Consider the following 20,125-nt stretch of genomic DNA (forward strand, 5'->3'; position numbering starts at 1 on the left):
TTCATCATGGCAGTGTATTTTTAATTGTTAGACATTAAATAAACACCAATAAACAGAGTAAATCAGAAAATAAATAATAGAAGTGGGATTATGATAACAAGGTACAAAATATTATAATCAGAAAAAAATATTTTAACGGATTATTTATTACTAAAATTCTTGTTTCCAGTCGATTACCCCGAAAATAAGCGATTTCAACGATTTTATCTATACCAGAAGCTTAAAATCGATCGTACTTTATATTTTCCATGATCTGCATCAATTCTTCCTGAACAGAAATTCCTTTATCAGCCAAATACCATAATTGCAAGTCGGTTTTGATTTTCTCATCAATCACACCAAATTCTTTTTTATAATTTGCCATTAATTCTGTGGCGCCTTTTGGTCTTGGCCCCCAGTCTGCACGCACAATTCCGGCTTCTTTGCAAATCACAATAACTTTTGGAATTGCTCTTCCTCCATTTGTTAGATAGTGACGCATTAATTCATCATTTTCATCACGTAAAACAATTCGGAGATCAACTTTTTTATTTGATTCATTTGCCATTTTATGCAGAATAGGAAGTATTTGAGCGGCATCTCCGCACCAGCCTTCAGAAATCACTAACCAGATATAATGGTTGTCTAAATTTTGAAGTTTTGTTATGGTCTCTTCAGAAATTTTAATCGTTTTTTCCAATCGGTTCATTCGCGCTTCATTGAGACTTGTATAGTGCGTCAGACTTTCAGATTGTTCATCACCGGTTGATTTTCCTTCAGATAATAAATCGGTTACTAATTTTCGATATTCGGCATAGGAATGACTGTTGAATAATGCTTTAGCGACGATACTTTTCATAATTCTTTCGTTTTGGTTTTATAAATTTAAGAAATTTCAAAAGACAACCAAATGACTTTTATCAGATTCAATCAAATAAAGTTTAAAAGTCTTTCAGAATTAAATATATAAAGAGCAATTAATTTTTTGTAAACATTATTTTTAAAAATCAGAATATGTCTATATTTGCACAAATTAACGCAACACAAACATGAAATATAAAAGAATTCTTCTAAAACTTAGCGGCGAGGCCTTAATGGGTGATTTACAATACGGAATTGACCCTAAAAGATTAGCCGAATATGCTGAAGAAATTAAGCAAATTCACAGTAAAGGAGTAGAAATTGCTATTGTTATTGGAGGAGGAAATATTTTTAGAGGCGTTGCTGGTGCAAGTGCTGGTATGGACAGAGTACAAGGCGATTATATGGGAATGCTTGCAACCGTAATTAACGGAATGGCTTTACAAGGCGCACTTGAAGACAAAGGAATGAAAACGCGTTTGCAGACTGCTTTGAAAATGGAATCTATTGCAGAACCATATATCAAAAGAAGAGCGGACCGTCACCTTGAAAAAGGAAGAATCGTAATTTTTGGAGCCGGAACCGGAAATCCATATTTCACAACTGATACCGCTGCTGTTTTAAGAGGAATCGAAATTAATGCTGATGTTATCCTAAAAGGAACTCGCGTTGATGGTGTTTACGACTGCGATCCTGAGAAAAATGCTTCGGCAGTAAAATTTGATTTCATTTCGTTTGACGATGTTCTTAAAAAAGGATTAAACGTAATGGATACGACAGCATTCACATTAAGCCAGGAAAATAAATTACCAATTGTTGTTTTTGATATGAACAAAATTGGAAACTTATTGAAAATCTGTGAAGGAGAAAACATCGGAACCGTTGTAAATATATAGTCATCAGTAACAGTTTACAGTCGCACTTGCTGACCTTAACTAAAAACTGAGATTCAAAACTGAAAACTTAAAAAAATGAGTGAAGAAATAGATTTTATATTAGAGAGTACTGAAGAATCAATGAATGGCTCAATTGCGCATTTAGAGAAAGAATTCCTAAACATTCGTGCGGGAAAAGCTTCTCCTGCGATGTTGGGAAGTGTTTTTGTAGATTATTACGGATCTGCAACTCCTCTTTCTCAGGTGTCCAAAATTAGTGTTCCAGACGCAAGAACAATTACTTTACAGCCGTTTGAAAAAAACATGCTTCACGTTATTGAAAAAGCGATTATGATTGCTAATATTGGTTTCAATCCAATGAATAATGGAGACATGATTATTATCAGTGTACCGCCTTTAACAGAAGATCGTCGTAGAGAATTAGCAAAACAAGCAAAATCTGAAGCGGAAGATGCAAAAATTGGTGTTCGTAACGTACGTAAAGACGCTAACACTGACATTAAAAAATTAGAAAAAGAAGGAACTTCTGAAGATGTTTGTAAATCTGCTGAAGAAGAAGTTCAAAACTTAACGAATGCTTACATCAAAAAAATTGATGAATTATTGGCTGCGAAAGAAGCTGAAATCATGAAGGTGTAATTTTTATTCAACATAAATTAAAAATCCGTTTGGTTAAATTATACCAGACGGATTTTTTTATTCTTATTTTTGCATACCAAAAACACAATGTTTTCGTTTTTGAAACTATAATCCTCAGTATGAAGCTATTTTGTTTATTGACTTTGTTTTTTACGCTTACTATTCAGGCGCAATTTCAAATAAACGGAATTGTAACAGATGCAAACAGGAGGCCTCTTCCGTTTGCTACAATCACTACTTCAGACAACCACAATACCATAACAGATGTTGATGGAAAATTTGATTTGAAAATCAATGCCAAAACCAGCACTTTTGCGGTTTCTTATATTGGCTTTCAAACTAAAATTATTGCTTTAACAGCTAATAAAACGTTTTATTCAATTTCACTTTCTGAAAAAACAGATGATTTAAAGGAAGTTGTTGTTTCTAATGAAAATCCGGCCTTAACTATAATTAAAAAAGTTATTGCGAATAAGAATCTAAATAATCCGCAGAAGAAACTCAGCAGTTTTGAATACAAAACCTACAACAAACTTATTGTAACAGCCAATCCGGATTCTATTGATGGCAGAATTGATTCCTCCGCAGCCTATAAAGATTTCAATAAAAAAACGATAAACGTAGATTCATCCGATTATAAGTTTAAAGAAATTATAAGCAAGCAACATTTATTTCAGACTGAAAAAGTTTCTCAATATCAGTTTGGAAACAATAAACTGAAAGAAACTATTCTCGGTACCAAAATGGCAGGTTTTAAACAGCCTGTTTACGAAATCATTGCCTTCAATTTACAATCTATTTCAGTTTATGGTTCGAAATATGAATTGTTCGAAACCAAACACCAGAGTCCTATAGCAGACAATGGCTTTGCCGATTACAACTATAAATTACTCGACACCGTTCCGATAAAAGGCAGAGACACTTATATGATTTACTTTAAAAACAAGAAAAAAAGAAAATCAAATGGTCTTGAAGGGGTTTTATATATTGATCAGGAAAATTTCGCTGTTGCCAAAGCGGTAATGCGAATAAAAGGCGTCCTGGATATTAGCGGTATTCATGAATTTGAATACGTTCCGGAGGAGAAAATCTGGTTTCAAAGCAAGACCACTTTCAAAATTGTAAAAGGAAAAAGTAATGACGATATCAAAATTTTAGGCGGAACGATTCAGTTTGACGGAGATATAGAGGACAATTTTGAACCCAGAAAAAAAACGGCTTCAGATTTCACTTATTTGCTTTCTGAAAGTAACAATTTCGACATTCATTATAATACCAATTCTCCAATAAAAGATCCATCGCTTTATATCGAAATTAAAGACGATGCCAGCAAAAAGCCGGAAGAATTCTGGGATACTTACAGAAAAGACAGTTTAGACTTAAAAAGCCAGAAAACGTATCAATTATTAGATAGTATCTCGATAAGTAAAAGAATTGAAAAGCGTTTAGGTCTTGGACGAAAAATCATAAACGGTTATTTGCCTATTGGCCCAATCGATTTGGATTTAAAGAAAATCATCAGTTATAATAATTATGAAGGATTTCGTTTAGGCGTTGGCGGAATTACAAACGACCGTTTTTCTAAAAACTTCAGAATCGAAGGTTATACCGCATACGGAACAAAAGATGGTAATTTTAAATACAGCTTAGGTTCCGGAGTTTTATTGGATAAATCAACTAATACCTGGCTTAACGGATCATATACAGACGATGTGCGGGAAATTGCAAGTACGGTGTTCGCTGTTGACAAACGTGTTTTCAAAATTTACGATCCACGCCCCATCAATATTAGTACTTTTTACAAATACATTAGCTGGAAAGCGAATGTACAGACAAAGATTATCCCAAAAACAGAAGCTGTATTTGAATTAGCGCGAACAGATGTTGAACCAAAATTTGATTATTTATTTAATTTAAACGGACAACTATACTCGAGCTATGTCATGACAACGGCTATGGCCTCGATTGTTTGGGCGCCGTTTAGCGATTTCATGCAAACGCCAACAGGAAGAAATGAAACCGAAAAAAGGTTTCCGAGATTTACTTTTCAGTATACACAATCCCTTCCTAACGTTTTAGAAAATGACTTTACCTTCAGTAAAATAGATTTCAAAACCGAGTATGAAAAAAAATACCTGAACGGTCAAAAAACCAGTTTATTACTGCAAGGTGGTTACGCCATGGGTGATGTACCGATTACGCATCTTTACAATACAATGCCTAATAATTTAACCAAAGAAACAATAATACAACGTATCACTTTTGCCGGAAGAAACAGTTTCGAAACCATGTTTTTCAATGAATTCTTCTCTAGTCAATATATCTTTTTCCAGGTAAAACATGGTTTTGACCGAATTAAAATCATGAAAAAAGTTCGTCCTTCTTTGGTATTAGTAACCAGAATGGCATGGGGAAATATGGAAAATCCTGAACAACATGTTGGCCCGGCTTATAAAACTTTAGACAAAGGTTTCTTTGAATCAGGAATCGAATTAAACCGAATTTTCAAAGGTTTTGGTTTGGGTGGCTTTTACCGTTACGGACCAAATCAGTTATTAAAATTTGAAGATAATATTGCGGTTAAGATTTCTTATGTGCTTGATTTGGGATTGTAAAATTAAATTCCAATATTTAAATTCCAAATTCCAACCACAAACTGCTAAAAAAAATAAATTCCAAATTCCAATAAAAACATCCAGTTTGTCATTCCGAGGCACGAGGAATCTCCGCAAGTGGCTCGACAAAGATTGGCGATTTTGATTGTAGAGCTTCTTACGGAGATTCCTCGTTCGGAATGACAAAACAATACGTAATTATACTAAAGAAAGAAAAAACAAAATCCCAAACTCCAATCATAGAATTGGAATTTGGGATTTTTTATATTGGAATTTTTAAAAATCTAGGGTTTCAAAATCAAAACCGAAGGTGTATTATTCAACCAAATACTTTGTGATTCGATCAATTTTTTCCAGCTGTCTAAACTTATAATCATTAAGTTCTGGCTTTCTAAAAACTCTTTTTTAATTGTTCTGTCGTGCATAATCATAATATGATTGGGTGCAATTTGTTCAATAGAACGAATACTTTCCTGAATATCACGAGTACTTTTAACTTCGCCGCTGGCATCTAAAACCGTAATTTGCGACCCGTTATTGTTGATTAATTTCTTCGCATAATCAATTAAAAAAGCATCTTCCTGACTAAAAATCGGCATAAAAATCTGATTGACTTCTTCTAAATCTTTATCAATAAAAATCCCAACCGGCATTTTGCTTTTTGCAATAATATGACGTGTTCTTTCATCAAAAGGAGAATTTTCAAACAAACCTTCTTTTCCTGTGAACTTATCAATCAAACGATCCGGATTTACGATTCTCGTTGTAAAACCAAGAATCTTTCCAAGCAATGTTCCGTCAAAAATAGACTGTCCCAAACCAACTAATAATAAATCGTACTCTCCTTGATTAGCTGTATCTATAATTTCGGTATCAATATCATTTGTTACTTTAAAAACACTCAGCATATTCTGATTCAATCGATGTGACTCTTCAATTACCGGAACTAACATTTTACGCTCATGATCTTTAACATCAAAGGAATGTATCTCCGTACTCAACGATAAGTGCATTGCCGTTACGATTGAATTGTCTCCTTGTTTTTTAACTAAGCTGTTAGCAATTTGCAATAATTTTTTTCCTTTTTCCGGAGTAGCGAACGAAAGCAGAATTTTGTATTTGCTTTTGTTCCCTATTTCCTGAGGAACAGCCGTAACTTTATCTTTAAAAATAAAGTTGATAAAATCTAAAGCCGGTCCTGTCATAAATGTCGTCACTAGCGCCATAATTACCATCATGGTAAAAACTTCAGTAGAAAGAACACCTAAATCATAACCAATATTTAATACTACAAGTTCCATTAACCCCCTTGTATTCATCAAGGCTCCAATAGCTAAACTGTCTTTCCAGTTTTGCCCCACAAATTTGGCTGCGAAAGCACTTCCAAAGAATTTCCCTACTACAGCAACCGCAATAATTACAGCAGTAACTTTCCATAAATAAGGATCGTTTAGTAAACCAATTTGTGTACGTAAACCAGTAAACACAAAGAACAATGGCAATAAAACGATGATGGCAACATCTTCTACTTTTTCAATAAAAATGTTTCTAAATTTATTATTTTCCGGCATAATGGCTCCTGCCAAGAACGCGCCAAACAAAGCGTGAATTCCGATTAATTCTGAAGCATACGCAGAAAATAAAAGCGTTAAAAAGAAAATAGCAACAACCGGTTTATTCAAACTTTCTCTTGTTGAATTCAAATCTCCCACACGTTTCAGGAACGGACGGACTATTTTAAGCATGATAATCACATATAAAATCGCCAGGCCAATAACATATAATGAACTCAAAAGCGAACCAGCTTTTACAATCGCAATTACAACTGCCAAAAGACACCAGGCCGTAATATCATCAGCCGCGGCACAGGTTATCGCGATAGTCCCTAATTTTGTTTTTTGCATGCCTCTTTCCTGAACAATTCTGGCCAAAACCGGAAACGCAGTGATACTCATAGCGATTCCCATAAATAATCCGAAAGAAGAAAAGGCTACTCCAACCGGCGCAAAGGTTGCGTAAATAAAATAAGCAAGCGTCAAACCTAGTGCAAACGGAATTACAATACTCGCATGACTAATTACAACTGATTCGTGTGCTTTATTTTTCAGCACTTTCAAATCCAATTCCATTCCGATCACGAACATGAAAAGAATCAAACCAATCTGACTTAAGAATTGTAAGTTTCCTAATGATTCTTTTGGAAATAAAGCGGCTGAAAATTCCGGAAAGTACATTCCGACCAAAGAAGGCCCCAAAACAATTCCGGCAATCATTTCACCAATTACTGATGGCTGACCGATTTTTCTGAAAATCCATCCAAACAAACGTGCGGCCAAAATAATAGTCACGATCTGAGCCAATAAAATAGCTAAAGGATGCTGTAAATTCTCAATCATCGAATGCAGAAAATCATTCCAATGGTTGCTTTCTATTTTTTTCTGAACAATTCCCCGACCCACTTCAAGCGAAGCTCCTTTAGAAATTACCCAATATATTAATGCAGTAAAACCACCAATTACAGTAACGTAAAATAAAGAGTTTTTAATGTTATTCATAACTCATTTTTTTTGATTTATTGGCGCAAATATCAGTACTGAAAACGTAGTGAGAAAGTAAATTTACAGCTAATTTTCAATCTATGTAACAAGTCCGAAAAACTTTGTAATAAGTTAGATTTTCACCTTTTTTAAAAAGTCAGAACGATAGGTTTCGCTCAAAATCAAAGTCGTATTTTTATTATTTTCTTCTAAATGATGCAATACAATCTCGTTATGATTAAAGAATTTGATTGCTTTTACCGCCAGAATTTCTTTTTTATTTATTCGGCAGAAATCGGCTTCTGGTAATTCCTTTAAAAGCGTATCAAATTTGACGTTTTTTAAATTCAAAAAACTGCCATCAGAAAGTAAAACCGTTTTGTCACGACTGTCGCTGATTGCCGTTTTTATCAATTGAATTTGGTCGAAATACAATAACGTTTTTCCTTTATCCGTATTTAACTGAATGAATTTTTTTGCCGTTTCTGGTTTGTTGAATCGTTCGTAAGCTTTTGAGATTGCTTTTTGCAAACGTTCTAATTTTACGGGTTTTGTAATATAATCTACCGCATCAATGTTAAAAGCATCGGCAGCATATTCTTTATACGCCGTACAGAAAATCACTAATTTATTCTGAAGCATTTCAGCCAAATGCAAGCCGTCAATTCCCGGCATTTCGATATCTGATATTAACAAATCAAAATCGAGATTCGGAATTTCAGCCAATAGTTTTTCAGGATTGTTATACGTTTTTACTATTTCTACTTCGGGAATTTGTTCGCAAAGCATTTTAAGATACATCAATCCAGGTAACTCATCGTCCAGCAGCAAGCATTTCAGTTTTGTATTCAAGTAAATCTATTTTTAGATGGGCAATATAAATATCATTTTCTACGAATCGGTCTAGTTTGAAATTATTCCTATAAATAATTTTAAGTCGATGTTCTAAAGTTGCGTGGCCATAACCGCTTCGCTCCTTTTTGAGTACTTTTTTATCGGAGATTTTATTCGAAACCGTCATCGAAAAAGCATTGTCTTTGAACTCAAAAACAACGGAAATAAAAGCATCGGCACTTTGAAGATCGGCATGTTTGAAGGCATTCTCAATTAAATCAATCGAAATTAACGGTGCCAGTAAAGGCTGTTCGTATAATTTGTCTTCTTTGTTAATGTTGGTTTTGATCTTCAACTCAAAAAGCGGACTGATTTTAATTTTATTGATTTCGATAAGATTCAAGGCAAAATCAATTTCTTCTTTTGCCGTGACGAATTTCTTTTTGCTTTCGTATAAAATATAATCGAGAACATTCGCCAATTTATCTAAGGCAAAATAAGTCTGATACGCGTGTGACTGAATCGAATTTAGAATATTCTTAAACAAATGCGGATTCAGTTTTGATTCTAAAGTTTCTAACTGCAAATCATTCACTTTTCTTTCTAAAGCATAAAAACTTTCTTCGGCATCCTCTTTTGATTTTTTGGCCTGCATTAATTGATAAACCATTAAACAAATGATGGCAACCAGCAATAGAATAATTGCTAAAAAAATAAAAGTGATGGTGTTGTTTTCTTGCATTGCTAATTATTTATATAAATAGTGTTTTTTTTGCTCACGGATGACACGGATAAAACGGGTTTGCACAGATTTTTTCCGTTCAATCCGCGTCATCCGCGTGCCATATTTTTAATGACTGGAAACAAACTTCAACCCAATAATCGAAGCAATTAATGTTGAAAGAAAAAATATCCTCCAGAAAGTTGCCGGTTCTTTAAAAATAAATATTCCAACTAAAACGGTTCCAACAGCTCCAATCCCTGTCCAAACGGCATAGGCGGTTCCAATGGGTAATTCCTGCGTGGCTTTATACAATAAAATCATACTGATTGAAAGACAGATAAAAAAACCACCCATCCAATACGTTGACACCATTCCAGTTGTTTCTTTGGCTTTGCCTAAGCAGGAGGCAAAGCCAACTTCAAAAAGCCCTGCGATAATTAATAAAATCCAGTTCATTTTCGTCTCATTTTTAAATTAAGTACAAAGATGAGAAAAGCTACTGAGTAAACAGCAAAAAGCAAAAATTTATCACAAACCCAGATCTTTCAAATTTGTGTTAACATTAAGTAAAATACCCTCGATTGTTTATGATTTAGAGCAGTTTTCACTACATTTGCAACCATTTTTAAAGATTTTATGAAAAACGCTATTCACGTTGGTTTTTGGGAAAAAGTAGCCCGAATTATTCTTAAAAACAGAATAACAATATTGGTTTTGGTTGCTGCCCTGACAATTTTCCTTGGCTACCAATGGAAAAACCTTGCTATGACGTATACCGAAGCCAACTTACTTCCAAAAAATCATATTGCAAATAAAGATTATCAAAAATTCCTTGACAAATTTGGTGAAGAAGGAAACCTTATTGTAATTGGTTTTCAGGACAAAAAATTCTTTACTCCAAAAAATTATGCCGCCTGGAATGAGTTGATGACCGGTTTAAAAAAATCAAAAGAAGTTGATCTGGTTGTCTCTCTAAATGATTTGAAAAAATTAGAGAAAGATACGGTAAACCAAAAATTCGTTCTTAGTCCGTTTATTGATCAAAGTAAAACGGTTGATCCGGCTTATTTGAAAACCGTTCAGCACGATTTATTCAATAACTTGCCTTTTTACGAAGGCTTACTTTTTAATAAAGAAAGCGGAAGTGTCCGTTCGGCAATTTACATGAACAAAGCACTTGTAAATACAGCTGAGAGAAAGACTTTTATTTTGGAAAATTTAGTTCCGAAAATCGATAAATTCGAGAAAACAACTGGAATCGATTTGAAAGTTTCGGGAATGCCATACATCAGAACGATCAACGCTGATAATATGAAAGGCGAAATCGGATTGTTTATCGGTGCGGCTTTATTTACAGTTTCTCTGATTTTCTTTTTCTTTTTCCGTTCGTTTAGGGCAACTTTTATTTCAATCTGTATTTTGATTGTTGGTGTAATCTGGTCGTTTGGAACGCTTGGATTGTTTCATTATAAAATCACGATTTTAACAGCTATTATTCCGCCATTAATTATCGTAATCGGAATCACGAATTGTATTTTCCTGATTAACAAATACCAGCAGGAAATTAAATTGCATAACAATCAGGCAAAAGCTTTGCAGCGCATTATTTCGAAAATTGGAGTTTCGACTTTAATGACGAATTTAACGACGGCGATAGGTTTTGCAACGTTTATGATTACCGGAAATGATTTGCTTTTTGAATTTGGTTTGGTAACTTCTATCAATGTAATTTCTGTGTATTTATTGACACTTTTAATTGTGCCGATTGTATACAGTTTCATGTCGCTTCCGAAAGAAAAACACCTTTATCACTTAACTAAAACTTACATTTCTACTTTATTAGATTTTGTAGAAAATGTGGTGAAAAATAAACGAAAAGTAATTTATACGATTTACGGTTTGCTTTTGGTTTTCAGCGTTATTGGCGTTTCGCAAATGAAAGTTTCAGGAAGTTTGATTGGCGAAATGCCAAAAAGCGCTTCTTTCTTTAAAGATATTTTATTCTACGAAAAAGAGTTCAACGGTGTCATGCCGCTTGAAATCATGATTGACACCAAAAAGAAAAAAGGTGTTATGAAGGCGTCAACGATTCGTAAAATGGATGAGTTGCAAAACACAATTGAAGAAATGCCTGAATTGGCAAAACCGGTTTCTATTGTGAATTTGGTTAAATATTCGAAACAGGCTTTTTATAACGGAAATCCTGAATATTACCAATTGCCAACTTCGCAAGAGCAGACTTTTATTTTGGGTTATGCTAAAAATGCGACGAAAAACAGCAAAGAAAATTTGATGAAAGCGTATGTTGATTCGACTGGACAATATGCCCGAATCACGACTTTCATGAAAGATATTGGTACCGACGAAATGGCGAAAGTCGAGAAAAAATTACACTCAAAAATTGATGAAATTTTCCCGAAAGACCGTTACGAAGTTACCGTTACCGGAAAAGCATTGGTTTTCCAGAAAGGAACATCATACCTGGTTGACAATTTAATTGAATCGTTGATTTTTGCGATTTTAGTAATTGCGATTTTGATGCTGTATTTGTTCCGATCGTTCAAAATGGTTTTTGCATCGGTAATTACGAATGTTTTACCGCTTTGCATTACGTCCGGATTGATGGGTTATTTTGGAATTCCGCTAAAACCTTCGACTATTTTAGTATTCAGTATTGCGTTTGGAATCTCGGTTGATAATGCGATTCAGTTTATGGCGAAATACAAACATGATTTAATACAGAGTAACGGAAAAGTAAAAAAATCGGTCTTCAGTGCTTTAAGAGAGACTGGAATCAGTACTTTTTATACATCAGTGGTTTTAATTTTAGGATTTGCTACTTTCACGCTTTCTAGTTTCAGCGGAACAATCGCGCTTGGTGGATTAATTTCTTGCACATTGGCGTTTGCGATGTTTGCGAATTTATTGGTTTTACCGGCTTTGGTTTTGACTTTTGAGAAGAAGAAGGCTAAAAAAGAGGATTTGGAGGGATTGGAAGGAAACACTAATTTCACGAATTAGCGCGGATTACGATATTTTGAACCTTTGTCAAAGGTTTAAACTTTGACAAAGGTTTAGACACAACAATTGTCATTCCGAGGAACGAGGAATCCCCACGAGTAACTCCATCCAGAGACTCGCCAATCTTTGTCGAGCTTCTTGCGGGGATTCCTCGTTCCTCGGAATGACAAAAATGAGAGAAATAAATAATAAAAAGAAAATTGGTTCTTTTGAAAACGAGTCCCTAGCCCCGATAGCAGCGGTATCCTTTTTAGGCAATCGGAAATATCTCGTTTACCGTAAACGTTCTGCCTAAAAAGATATAGCGGATAGCGGGAAACAGCTTCTAATTTTAATAATTATCGTTTATATTTGCAGTTAATGCACAACAAATAATTTAATTTCAATATTATATATAAAAATGAAACACACAAAAGTTAAAGACTTATTAAACAGTACGACGACGCTACAGGAAGTGAATGCAAAAGGATGGGTGAGAACTTTTAGAAATAATCAGTTCATCGCGCTTAATGACGGTTCTACCATTAATAATATACAATGTGTTGTTGATTTTGAAAATACACCGGAAGAAACTTTAAAAAGAATCACAACCGGAGCTGCGGTTTCTGTAATTGGAACTTTGGTAGAAAGCAAAGGTGCTGGTCAGAAATATGAGATTCAGGTTAAAACGCTTGAAATCCTTGGAGATTCTGATGCTGAGAAATTCCCAATGCAGCCTAAAAAACACTCTTTGGAATTCTTAAGAGAAAATGCACATTTACGTGTTCGTACTAATGCTTTTGGAGCCATTATGCGTGTGCGTTCGGTATTGTCATTTGCAGTTCATAAATACTTTCAGGATAAAGGTTTTGTGTATGTTAATACACCAATCATTACGGGTTCTGACGCTGAAGGTGCAGGAGAAATGTTTAAAGTTACGGCGTTGCCTTTTGACAATACACCAAGAACTGAAGACGGAAAAGTAAATTATAAAGAAGATTTCTTCGGAAAAGAAACAAACCTAACAGTTTCCGGACAATTAGAAGGTGAAACTTTTGCTATGGCTTTGGGTCAGATTTATACTTTTGGACCAACTTTTAGAGCAGAGAATTCAAACACTTCCCGTCACCTGGCAGAGTTTTGGATGATTGAGCCGGAAGTTGCTTTCAACGACCTTGATGACAACATGGATTTGGCTGAAGATTTCATTCAGTACGTAATTAAATATGCTTTAGACAACTGTAAAGACGATTTGAAATTCTTAGAAGGAAGACTTTTAGAAGAAGAAAAATCAAAACCTCAGGCAGAAAGAAGCGAAATGGCTTTGTTGGAGAAATTGAATTTCGTTTTGGAGAACAACTTCAAACGTGTTTCTTATACAGAAGCAATTGATATTTTAAGAGATTCAACTCCAAATAAAAAGAAAAAATTCAGCTACATCATTGAAGAATGGGGAGCTGATTTACAATCGGAACACGAGCGTTATTTAGTAGAAAAACACTTTAAATGTCCGGTAATTTTATACGATTACCCGGCAAATATTAAAGCGTTTTACATGCGTTTGAATGACAACACAGAGCCTGGAAGAGAAACAGTTCGTGCAATGGACATTCTTTTCCCTGGAATTGGAGAAATTGTTGGTGGTTCTGAAAGAGAAGAGCGTTACGATGTTTTAGTGGAGAAAATGAAAGCCTTAGATATCGACGAAGAAGAGTTATACTGGTATTTAGACACCAGAAGATTTGGTTCTGCAACGCATGCAGGTTTCGGTTTAGGATTTGAGCGTTTGGTATTGTTTGTAACAGGTATGACAAACATCAGAGACGTAATTCCTTTCCCGAGAACTCCAGGAAACGCTGAGTTCTAAGAAAAAAGGAATTTGCCACGAAGGCACAAGGACACTAAGTTTATTTTTTAAAACTGATTAAACACTCAAAAAAATTAAAATAATACCACGAAGACATAAATTCAAAAGTATTATTTTATTACAACTGAAGATTTAACAACTTTCAAAAATAAAAAAATCTTTGCGCCTTAGCGTCTTCGTGGCAAATACAAAATATTATGCTCTCTGAAAGAACGGAAGAAATTGGAAAAATAATTGTAAACTCGGCGTTTAAAGTTCATAAACAACTTGGACCGGGATTATTAGAAAGAGTTTATGAAGTTTGTTTGGCTCATGAAATTACAAAAGCTGGTCTTGATGTAAAACGTCAGGTTGATATTCCGATTTTTTATGACGGAATTGAATTTGCTGAAGGATTAAGATTAGATTTACTGATTGAAGATTCTATAATTATAGAAATAAAAGCAGTTGAGCAAATAAATCCAGTTTGGGAAGCACAAATTATAAGTCAATTAAAATTGTTAAATAAAGATTTAGGCTTTTTAATTAATTTCAATGTACCATTAATCAAAAGTGGTATTAAAAGATTTATAAACACGAAAAGAGTATTTTAAAAGATTTCAAGTAAAAGCCTTTGAGGCAATTAAAAAATAAAAAACTTTGCGCCTTCGCGTCTTAGTGGCTAAAAAAAATTAGTGCCTTATTATGCTAAAGCAATTTTTAAATTTAAAATTATCACAAAAATTATCTCCACAGCAAATTCAGCTGATGAAGTTAATTCAATTGCCTACGCAAGCTTTTGAGCAACGTTTATTAGAAGAAATGAACGAAAATCCGGCTTTGGAAGCTGGTAAAGAAGACGAATACGAAGCTGATGAATTCGCTAATGAAGACTACGACGATTATGATGATGCAGAATCAGACAGAATCGAAGCAGATGACATTAACATTGACGAATATTTAAGCGACGACGATACTCCAGATTACAAAACTCAGGTTAACAATTATAGTGAAGACGAAGAACGCGAAACGCCTTTTGCATCGCCAATTAGTTTTCATCAGGATTTAATCAATCAGCTGAATACTTTTATTCTGAACGATGAAGAGCGCGAAATAGCTGAATTCCTTGTTGGAAGTATTGATGACATGGGTTACATCCGCAGAAGCGTTGCCGATATGGTGGATGACATGGCCTTTACTCAGGGAATTTATACTGATGAAGCTATGGTCGAAAAAATGCTTCATGTTATTCACGAACTGGAACCTTCGGGAGTTGGTGCGCGTGATTTACAGGAATGTTTATTGTTGCAGTTAAAACACAAAACGCCAACCGAATATGTTGATTTAGCGATTGATATTATCGAGAATCAGTTTGATGCTTTTACGAAAAAACATTACGATAAATTATTGCAGAAATATGCGGTTTCAAACGAACAGCTTAAAAAAGCAATTCACGAAATCGAAAGATTAAACCCAAAACCGGGTGGATCTTATACCGGAAATAATAAAGTTACCGAAAATGTAGTTCCCGATTTCGCGATCAGAATTGTGGATGGCGAACTGGAATTGACTTTAAACGGAAGAAATGCTCCGTCGCTCCACGTCTCTAAAGACTATCAGGAAATGATGCAGACCTATAAAGATTCTCGTGATAAATCTTCGGCACAAAAAGATGCGGTTCAGTTTATCAAACAAAAACTGGATTCGGCTAAATGGTTTATCGATGCGATCAGACAACGTCAGGAAACGCTTTTTGTAACCATGAATGCAATTATGCATTATCAGGAAGAATACTTTTTAGACGGCGACGAAACCAAACTAAAACCAATGATCTTAAAAGACATTGCTGATATGGTTGGTCTGGATATTTCGACGATTTCTCGTGTTGCTAACAGCAAATATGTAGAAACGCCATACGGAACAAAACTGATTAAAGAATTTTTCTCTGAAGCGATGAAAAATGATCAGGGAGAAGATGTTTCGACTTTAGAAATCAAAAAGATACTTAAAAATACGATTGAAGAAGAAGACAAGAAGAAACCTCTACCAGACGATCAATTGGCCGAAATCTTAAAAGAAAAAGGTTACCCGATTGCGAGAAGAACGATTGCAAAATACCGTGAACAGCTTGATATTCCGGTTGCGAGAATGAGGAAGAAGATTTAGGTTTTGGAAAATTTAATATAATTCAATCACAATCTATATTAAACTGGACTGAAGTTCAGCCCTACAATATAATTCGAGCCGAAGGCTCTTCTATAGTTCCGGAGGAACATTTTATATTGTAGAGCTGGACTTCAGTCCAGTTTAGACAAAGCAAAAAACCCGACAGATTTTGAATCTGTCGGGTTTTATTTTATAAATGAATTTGTATAATTATTTATATTGATCCGGTAATATTTTCACATCAAACAAAGAAACATTCTTTTTGTCTTTGTAGCTGTAAATCAAAGTATAATCATTGTCTCTAAAAACCTGAAGTCCCGGATTTGCCTTAGCAGTGCTTATCAAACTTTTTTCGATTTCAGTCTTTATTACCTCAATCTCTGCGGTTTCTTTTTCTACATTTAGTAATGTTAAATTGTATTGAACTGCTTTTTCTTCAGGCAAATTAGGTAAGCTTACACTATCTAATCGAATGCCTTCCTGAATTTTAAGCGGGCAATTTTTATTGTATTTTGAAACTAGTTCCTTTACTTCAGTTTTTGTTTCAACGGCTGTTTCAGAAAGAAAAAATTGAAAATAAACCGCTAAAGCCACTGCAACTCCAATTACACCAAATAATAAGATATTTTGTTTTCTTTTAGTTTTTTTGTCTTGCATTATATTAAGGCTTAAATGGAATTAAAAATCTACTTTTCCTGACTCTTTTTCATTGCATTATAATAGGCAGCACGGCTTAACGGTTCGTATTCTTCCGTTTCACCCAGCATTACCAATTTATCATTATCCGTTTTACGGAAACTGTAATTGGCAAGATTTCCGGTTCTGGTACAAACAGCGTGAACTTTAGTTACATATTCGGCTGTAGCCATAAGTGCGGGCATGGGTCCGAAGGGATTTCCTTTAAAATCCATATCAAGTCCTGCTACTATCACACGAATCCCCTGATTGGCAAGATCATTACAAACGGTAACGATTTCATCATCAAAGAACTGTGCTTCGTCAATTCCGATAACATCGCATCCTTGTGCTAAAATAGCAATATTGGCTGCAGCCGGAACGGGAGTGGAACGAATTTCGTTGGAATCATGAGATACCACCATTTCGTCATGATAGCGGGTATCAATAGCAGGTTTGAAGATTTCGACTCTTTGTTTGGCAAATTGGGCGCGTTTTAATCTGCGGATTAACTCCTCGGTTTTACCCGAAAACATTGATCCACAAATAACTTCAATCCAACCAAATTGTTCTTTGTGATTTACTGTATTTTCGAGAAACATTTTGTATTTTTCTACCTTTAAAAATGAATAGTTTTTATTACTTTGTACTGGTAATAAATCGACGTGAAAAATTGCTGTTTTTACACTTTTTCAAAAGTAGAAAATTTTTATCAAATCGGAGATTCGCAATCGCTTATTAACAGAAATAAAAAAAAATCTTGTTGATTTCTTTCCGTAATAAAGACATTCAATTACAAAACATATAAATTACCCCTATTCACTATAATTTCTACAGCTATGAAAAAAAAATTGGAAGCCGATTTAATCAGCATTGCACATCGAATTTTAAAACTTAAAAACAAATCCGATATCAATCAATTGTATCTTGAAACGCAGAAATTATATGAAAAACTGGCGGTTTTAAAATTTATAGACGAAAACTTCGAAGGTGCAAAACCAACCATCAGCCATGGTGAAATCACTTCTCAAATTGAAAGTATTTTTGAAAAAGAAGAAGTAACTCCGGCGGAAATTAAAGAAGAAGCTCCAATTGTTGCTGAAGAAACTGTAGTTGAAGAAACTCCTGAACCGGTAATTGCTGAAGAAATAGTTACTGAAATTCTGGAAGAAATAACTCCGGAACCAACTGAAGAAGTTATCGAAGAACCGATTGCTGAAACAATTGAAGAGCAGAAAGCTGTTATTGAAACAGAAGAAGTGGAAACAGTTGAAGAAACTAAAACTATCGAAAGTTTTAAAGATCCAATTATTGAACAAATCAACGAAGCTGTTCTTGAAGCTAAAAAGACAATCGAAGCAAATAAAGATCTTTCGTTTAAAACAAGCAGCGATTCAAACCCAATTCCGGATTTTAAACCCGCTTTTGAATTAGATAACTCAGCAGAAAAAATCGAAGAAAAAGAAGATCCAACAATTCAAACTACTTCAAAATCAAACCCACTTCCTCTTGCATTTGAAGATTTCGGAATCAATTATGCAGATGCGCAGTTTGTAAAAGTAGACAGTTTTGAAGCTGTTCCTTCATCTTCTTTTCCATCACTTAATGAAATTCAGGAGACAAAAATTGAAACAGAGGTTCTGGAAACTCCGGCTGAACCAAAAGCGGCAACATTAAACGAAAAACTGGCAAAAGGTTTTCATATTGATCTGAATGACCGAATTGCTTTCACTAAAAACCTTTTCGGAAACAGTGCTGAAGATTACAGCCGCGTTTTAAATCAATTATTGACTTTTGATACCTACGGAGAAGCGCAGGAATTTATCGAAAATATGGTAAAACCAGATTATAACAATTGGGAAGGAAAAGACGATTACGCTGAGCGTTTCTTAGGAATTGTAGAGAAGAAATTCTCATAAAAATAAAACACAAATTACACCAATTGACACTAATTTTTACTCCGTGTAATTTTTGCAACGATTGGAATATGTGTTAATTCGTGCAATTCGTGTTAAAAATTAAATTTAAAATATGTCTAAATTATATATCGTTCCAACGCCAATTGGCAATCTTGAAGACATGACTTTTCGTGCCATTCGGATTCTTAAAGAAGTCGATTTGATTTTGGCCGAAGACACCAGAACGAGTGGGAAACTGTTGAAGCATTTTGAAATTGGCACGCACATGCACAGCCATCACATGCACAACGAGCACAAAACCACCGAAAATTTAATTGCACGTTTGAAAGCCGGCGAAACTATCGCCTTAATTTCAGATGCGGGAACTCCGGCAATTTCTGATCCCGGATTTTTATTGACGCGCGCGTGTGTCGAAAATAAAATTGAAGTGGAATGTTTACCAGGTGCAACGGCTTTTGTTCCGGCTTTGGTGAACAGCGGACTACCAAATGATAAATTTGTTTTTGAAGGTTTCCTGCCTGACAAAAAAGGACGTCAAACGCGATTTTTGGCTTTAGCCGAAGAAACAAGAACGATGATTTTATACGTTTCTCCACACAAACTCGTTAAGACTTTAGCGGAGTTTATTCAGTATTTTGGAGAAGACAGACAAGTTTGTGTTTCGAGAGAATTATCAAAAATGCACGAAGAAAATGTCCGCGGAACCGCAAAAGAAGTTTTAACTCATTTTGAAAAAACGGCACCACGCGGTGAAATCGTCGTTGTCGTTGCCGGAAAAACAGTAATTAAAGAACCTAAGAAAAGTAAATTTTCTAAGGATGATGATGACGAAGAATAATTTCGCCACGAATTCACAAAATCAATAAATTAAAAAAATGTTCGCCACGAATTACACAAATTATCACGAATTTAATTAGTGGAAATTTGTGCAATTCGTGGCAAAAAAATAACACCAACATCATGAGCATTCAAGCCTTTTTAGAAAAAGTAAAACAAACCCCAAACGAAATAACATTCCCGGAAACTATTGCAGTAATTGAGGAAAACTACAATTTTACGCCAACTGCTTTTCAAAACGGAACACAGCACAATGCTGCCGGAGAAAATTCAGGTTCTTGTAAATTATTCTCTTTTGCCAAATTGCAAAACTTAAGCAAAGAAGAGACTTTAGCCTGTTTTGGTGCTTTTTATTTTGAAGAAGTTTTAGGAGATCCAAACGGAACAAACCATCAAAACATTAGAAATTTCATCAACTTAGGTTGGGACGGGATTAAGTTTGAGGGAAATGCGTTGGAAGCAAAATAATTTTAGATTTTAGAGTGTAGATTTTAGATTTTTTGAAGTCTGCCTTTTGAAATTTGAACTCAAAAAACTTTGTCAAAGTTTTAAACTTTGACAAAGTTAAAAACCGAATATTACTTCTTACAGATTAAA

17 protein-coding genes are annotated in these 20,125 nt (G+C 34.6%); 10 read left to right on the plus strand and 7 right to left on the minus strand.

Translation table 11 applies throughout. The features are described 5' to 3' along the window. Nucleotides 1–220: 220 nt before the first annotated feature. Nucleotides 221–838 carry a thioredoxin family protein gene (locus BUA98_RS00450; protein WP_072969717.1) on the minus strand — a complete coding sequence of 206 codons (618 nt, stop codon included), beginning with the start codon at nucleotides 836–838 and terminating at the stop codon, nucleotides 221–223. A gap of 190 nt (nucleotides 839–1,028) precedes the next feature. Between BUA98_RS00450 and pyrH the strand changes: the two genes are divergently transcribed. The 3 genes from pyrH to BUA98_RS00465 all read left to right on the plus strand — a co-directional run bounded on the left by pyrH (nucleotide 1,029) and on the right by BUA98_RS00465 (nucleotide 4,990). Continuing rightward, nucleotides 1,029–1,736 (plus strand): UMP kinase, encoded by a 708-nt coding sequence (gene pyrH / locus BUA98_RS00455; protein ID WP_026983543.1) that lies wholly within the window; start codon nucleotides 1,029–1,031, stop codon nucleotides 1,734–1,736. Between the two features lie 75 nt (nucleotides 1,737–1,811). Continuing rightward, nucleotides 1,812–2,375, plus strand: coding sequence for a ribosome recycling factor (gene frr / locus BUA98_RS00460; RefSeq protein WP_026983544.1), 564 nt, complete (start codon nucleotides 1,812–1,814; stop codon nucleotides 2,373–2,375). A 119-nt stretch (nucleotides 2,376–2,494) separates the two neighbouring features. Further along, the gene (locus BUA98_RS00465) at nucleotides 2,495–4,990 is read left to right on the plus strand and encodes a DUF5686 family protein (protein ID WP_072969718.1); all 2,496 of its coding nucleotides are present in this window, start codon (nucleotides 2,495–2,497) and stop codon (nucleotides 4,988–4,990) included. Nucleotides 4,991–5,274: 284 nt separating this feature from the next. Here BUA98_RS00465 and BUA98_RS00470 read toward each other — a convergent pair whose 3' ends face one another. The 4 genes from BUA98_RS00470 to BUA98_RS00485 form a co-directional block, all read right to left on the minus strand. Continuing rightward, nucleotides 5,275–7,545: a cation:proton antiporter gene (locus tag BUA98_RS00470; RefSeq protein ID WP_072969719.1), complete on the minus strand. Its 2,271-nt coding sequence runs from the start codon at nucleotides 7,543–7,545 to the stop codon at nucleotides 5,275–5,277. 114 nt (nucleotides 7,546–7,659) lie between these two features. Then, nucleotides 7,660–8,379, minus strand: coding sequence for a LytR/AlgR family response regulator transcription factor (locus BUA98_RS00475; protein WP_072969720.1), 720 nt, complete (start codon nucleotides 8,377–8,379; stop codon nucleotides 7,660–7,662). Then, nucleotides 8,342–9,103, minus strand: a complete 762-nt coding sequence (locus BUA98_RS00480; protein ID WP_072969721.1) for a sensor histidine kinase — start codon at nucleotides 9,101–9,103, stop codon at nucleotides 8,342–8,344. The genes BUA98_RS00475 and BUA98_RS00480 overlap by 38 nt, the downstream gene beginning before the upstream one ends. A 108-nt stretch (nucleotides 9,104–9,211) precedes the next feature. Beyond that, the gene (locus BUA98_RS00485) at nucleotides 9,212–9,541 is read right to left on the minus strand and encodes a DMT family transporter (protein ID WP_072969722.1); all 330 of its coding nucleotides are present in this window, start codon (nucleotides 9,539–9,541) and stop codon (nucleotides 9,212–9,214) included. Nucleotides 9,542–9,721: 180 nt separating this feature from the next. Here BUA98_RS00485 and BUA98_RS00490 point away from each other — a divergent pair, with 180 nt between their 5' ends. From BUA98_RS00490 to rpoN, 4 genes are all read left to right on the plus strand, one after another. Beyond that, nucleotides 9,722–12,106, plus strand: coding sequence for an efflux RND transporter permease subunit (locus BUA98_RS00490; protein ID WP_072969723.1), 2,385 nt, complete (start codon nucleotides 9,722–9,724; stop codon nucleotides 12,104–12,106). Between the two features lie 400 nt (nucleotides 12,107–12,506). After that, nucleotides 12,507–13,952, plus strand: a complete 1,446-nt coding sequence (gene asnS / locus BUA98_RS00495; protein WP_072969724.1) for an asparagine--tRNA ligase — start codon at nucleotides 12,507–12,509, stop codon at nucleotides 13,950–13,952. Between the two features lie 197 nt (nucleotides 13,953–14,149). After that, complete coding sequence (locus tag BUA98_RS00500) at nucleotides 14,150–14,545, plus strand: GxxExxY protein (RefSeq protein WP_072969725.1); 396 nt, start codon at nucleotides 14,150–14,152, stop codon at nucleotides 14,543–14,545. 91 nt (nucleotides 14,546–14,636) lie between these two features. Then, a complete protein-coding gene (rpoN, locus tag BUA98_RS00505; protein ID WP_072969726.1) occupies nucleotides 14,637–16,097 on the plus strand; it encodes an RNA polymerase factor sigma-54 in 1,461 nt (486 codons plus the stop codon). Between the two features lie 210 nt (nucleotides 16,098–16,307). Here the strand turns inward: rpoN and BUA98_RS00510 are convergent, their stop codons facing one another. Then, nucleotides 16,308–16,754 carry a hypothetical protein gene (locus tag BUA98_RS00510; RefSeq protein ID WP_072969727.1) on the minus strand — a complete coding sequence of 149 codons (447 nt, stop codon included), beginning with the start codon at nucleotides 16,752–16,754 and terminating at the stop codon, nucleotides 16,308–16,310. A 29-nt stretch (nucleotides 16,755–16,783) separates the two neighbouring features. Further along, on the minus strand, nucleotides 16,784–17,374 hold the full coding sequence (locus tag BUA98_RS00515) for a thymidine kinase (RefSeq protein ID WP_056248698.1): 591 nt from the start codon (nucleotides 17,372–17,374) through the stop codon (nucleotides 16,784–16,786). 237 nt (nucleotides 17,375–17,611) lie between these two features. On the opposite strand from BUA98_RS00515, the gene BUA98_RS00520 reads away from it, so the two are divergent. The 3 genes from BUA98_RS00520 (at nucleotide 17,612) to BUA98_RS00530 (ending at nucleotide 19,996) form a co-directional block, all read left to right on the plus strand. Next, nucleotides 17,612–18,691 (plus strand): hypothetical protein, encoded by a 1,080-nt coding sequence (locus BUA98_RS00520; RefSeq protein ID WP_072969728.1) that lies wholly within the window; start codon nucleotides 17,612–17,614, stop codon nucleotides 18,689–18,691. Between the two features lie 112 nt (nucleotides 18,692–18,803). Continuing rightward, the gene (rsmI, locus tag BUA98_RS00525; protein ID WP_072969729.1) at nucleotides 18,804–19,529 is read left to right on the plus strand and encodes a 16S rRNA (cytidine(1402)-2'-O)-methyltransferase; all 726 of its coding nucleotides are present in this window, start codon (nucleotides 18,804–18,806) and stop codon (nucleotides 19,527–19,529) included. Between the two features lie 122 nt (nucleotides 19,530–19,651). After that, complete coding sequence (locus BUA98_RS00530) at nucleotides 19,652–19,996, plus strand: HopJ type III effector protein (RefSeq protein ID WP_072969730.1); 345 nt, start codon at nucleotides 19,652–19,654, stop codon at nucleotides 19,994–19,996. Nucleotides 19,997–20,125 lie beyond the last annotated feature (129 nt).

The organism is Flavobacterium saccharophilum (genome assembly GCF_900142735.1).
Classification (GTDB): domain Bacteria; phylum Bacteroidota; class Bacteroidia; order Flavobacteriales; family Flavobacteriaceae; genus Flavobacterium; species Flavobacterium saccharophilum.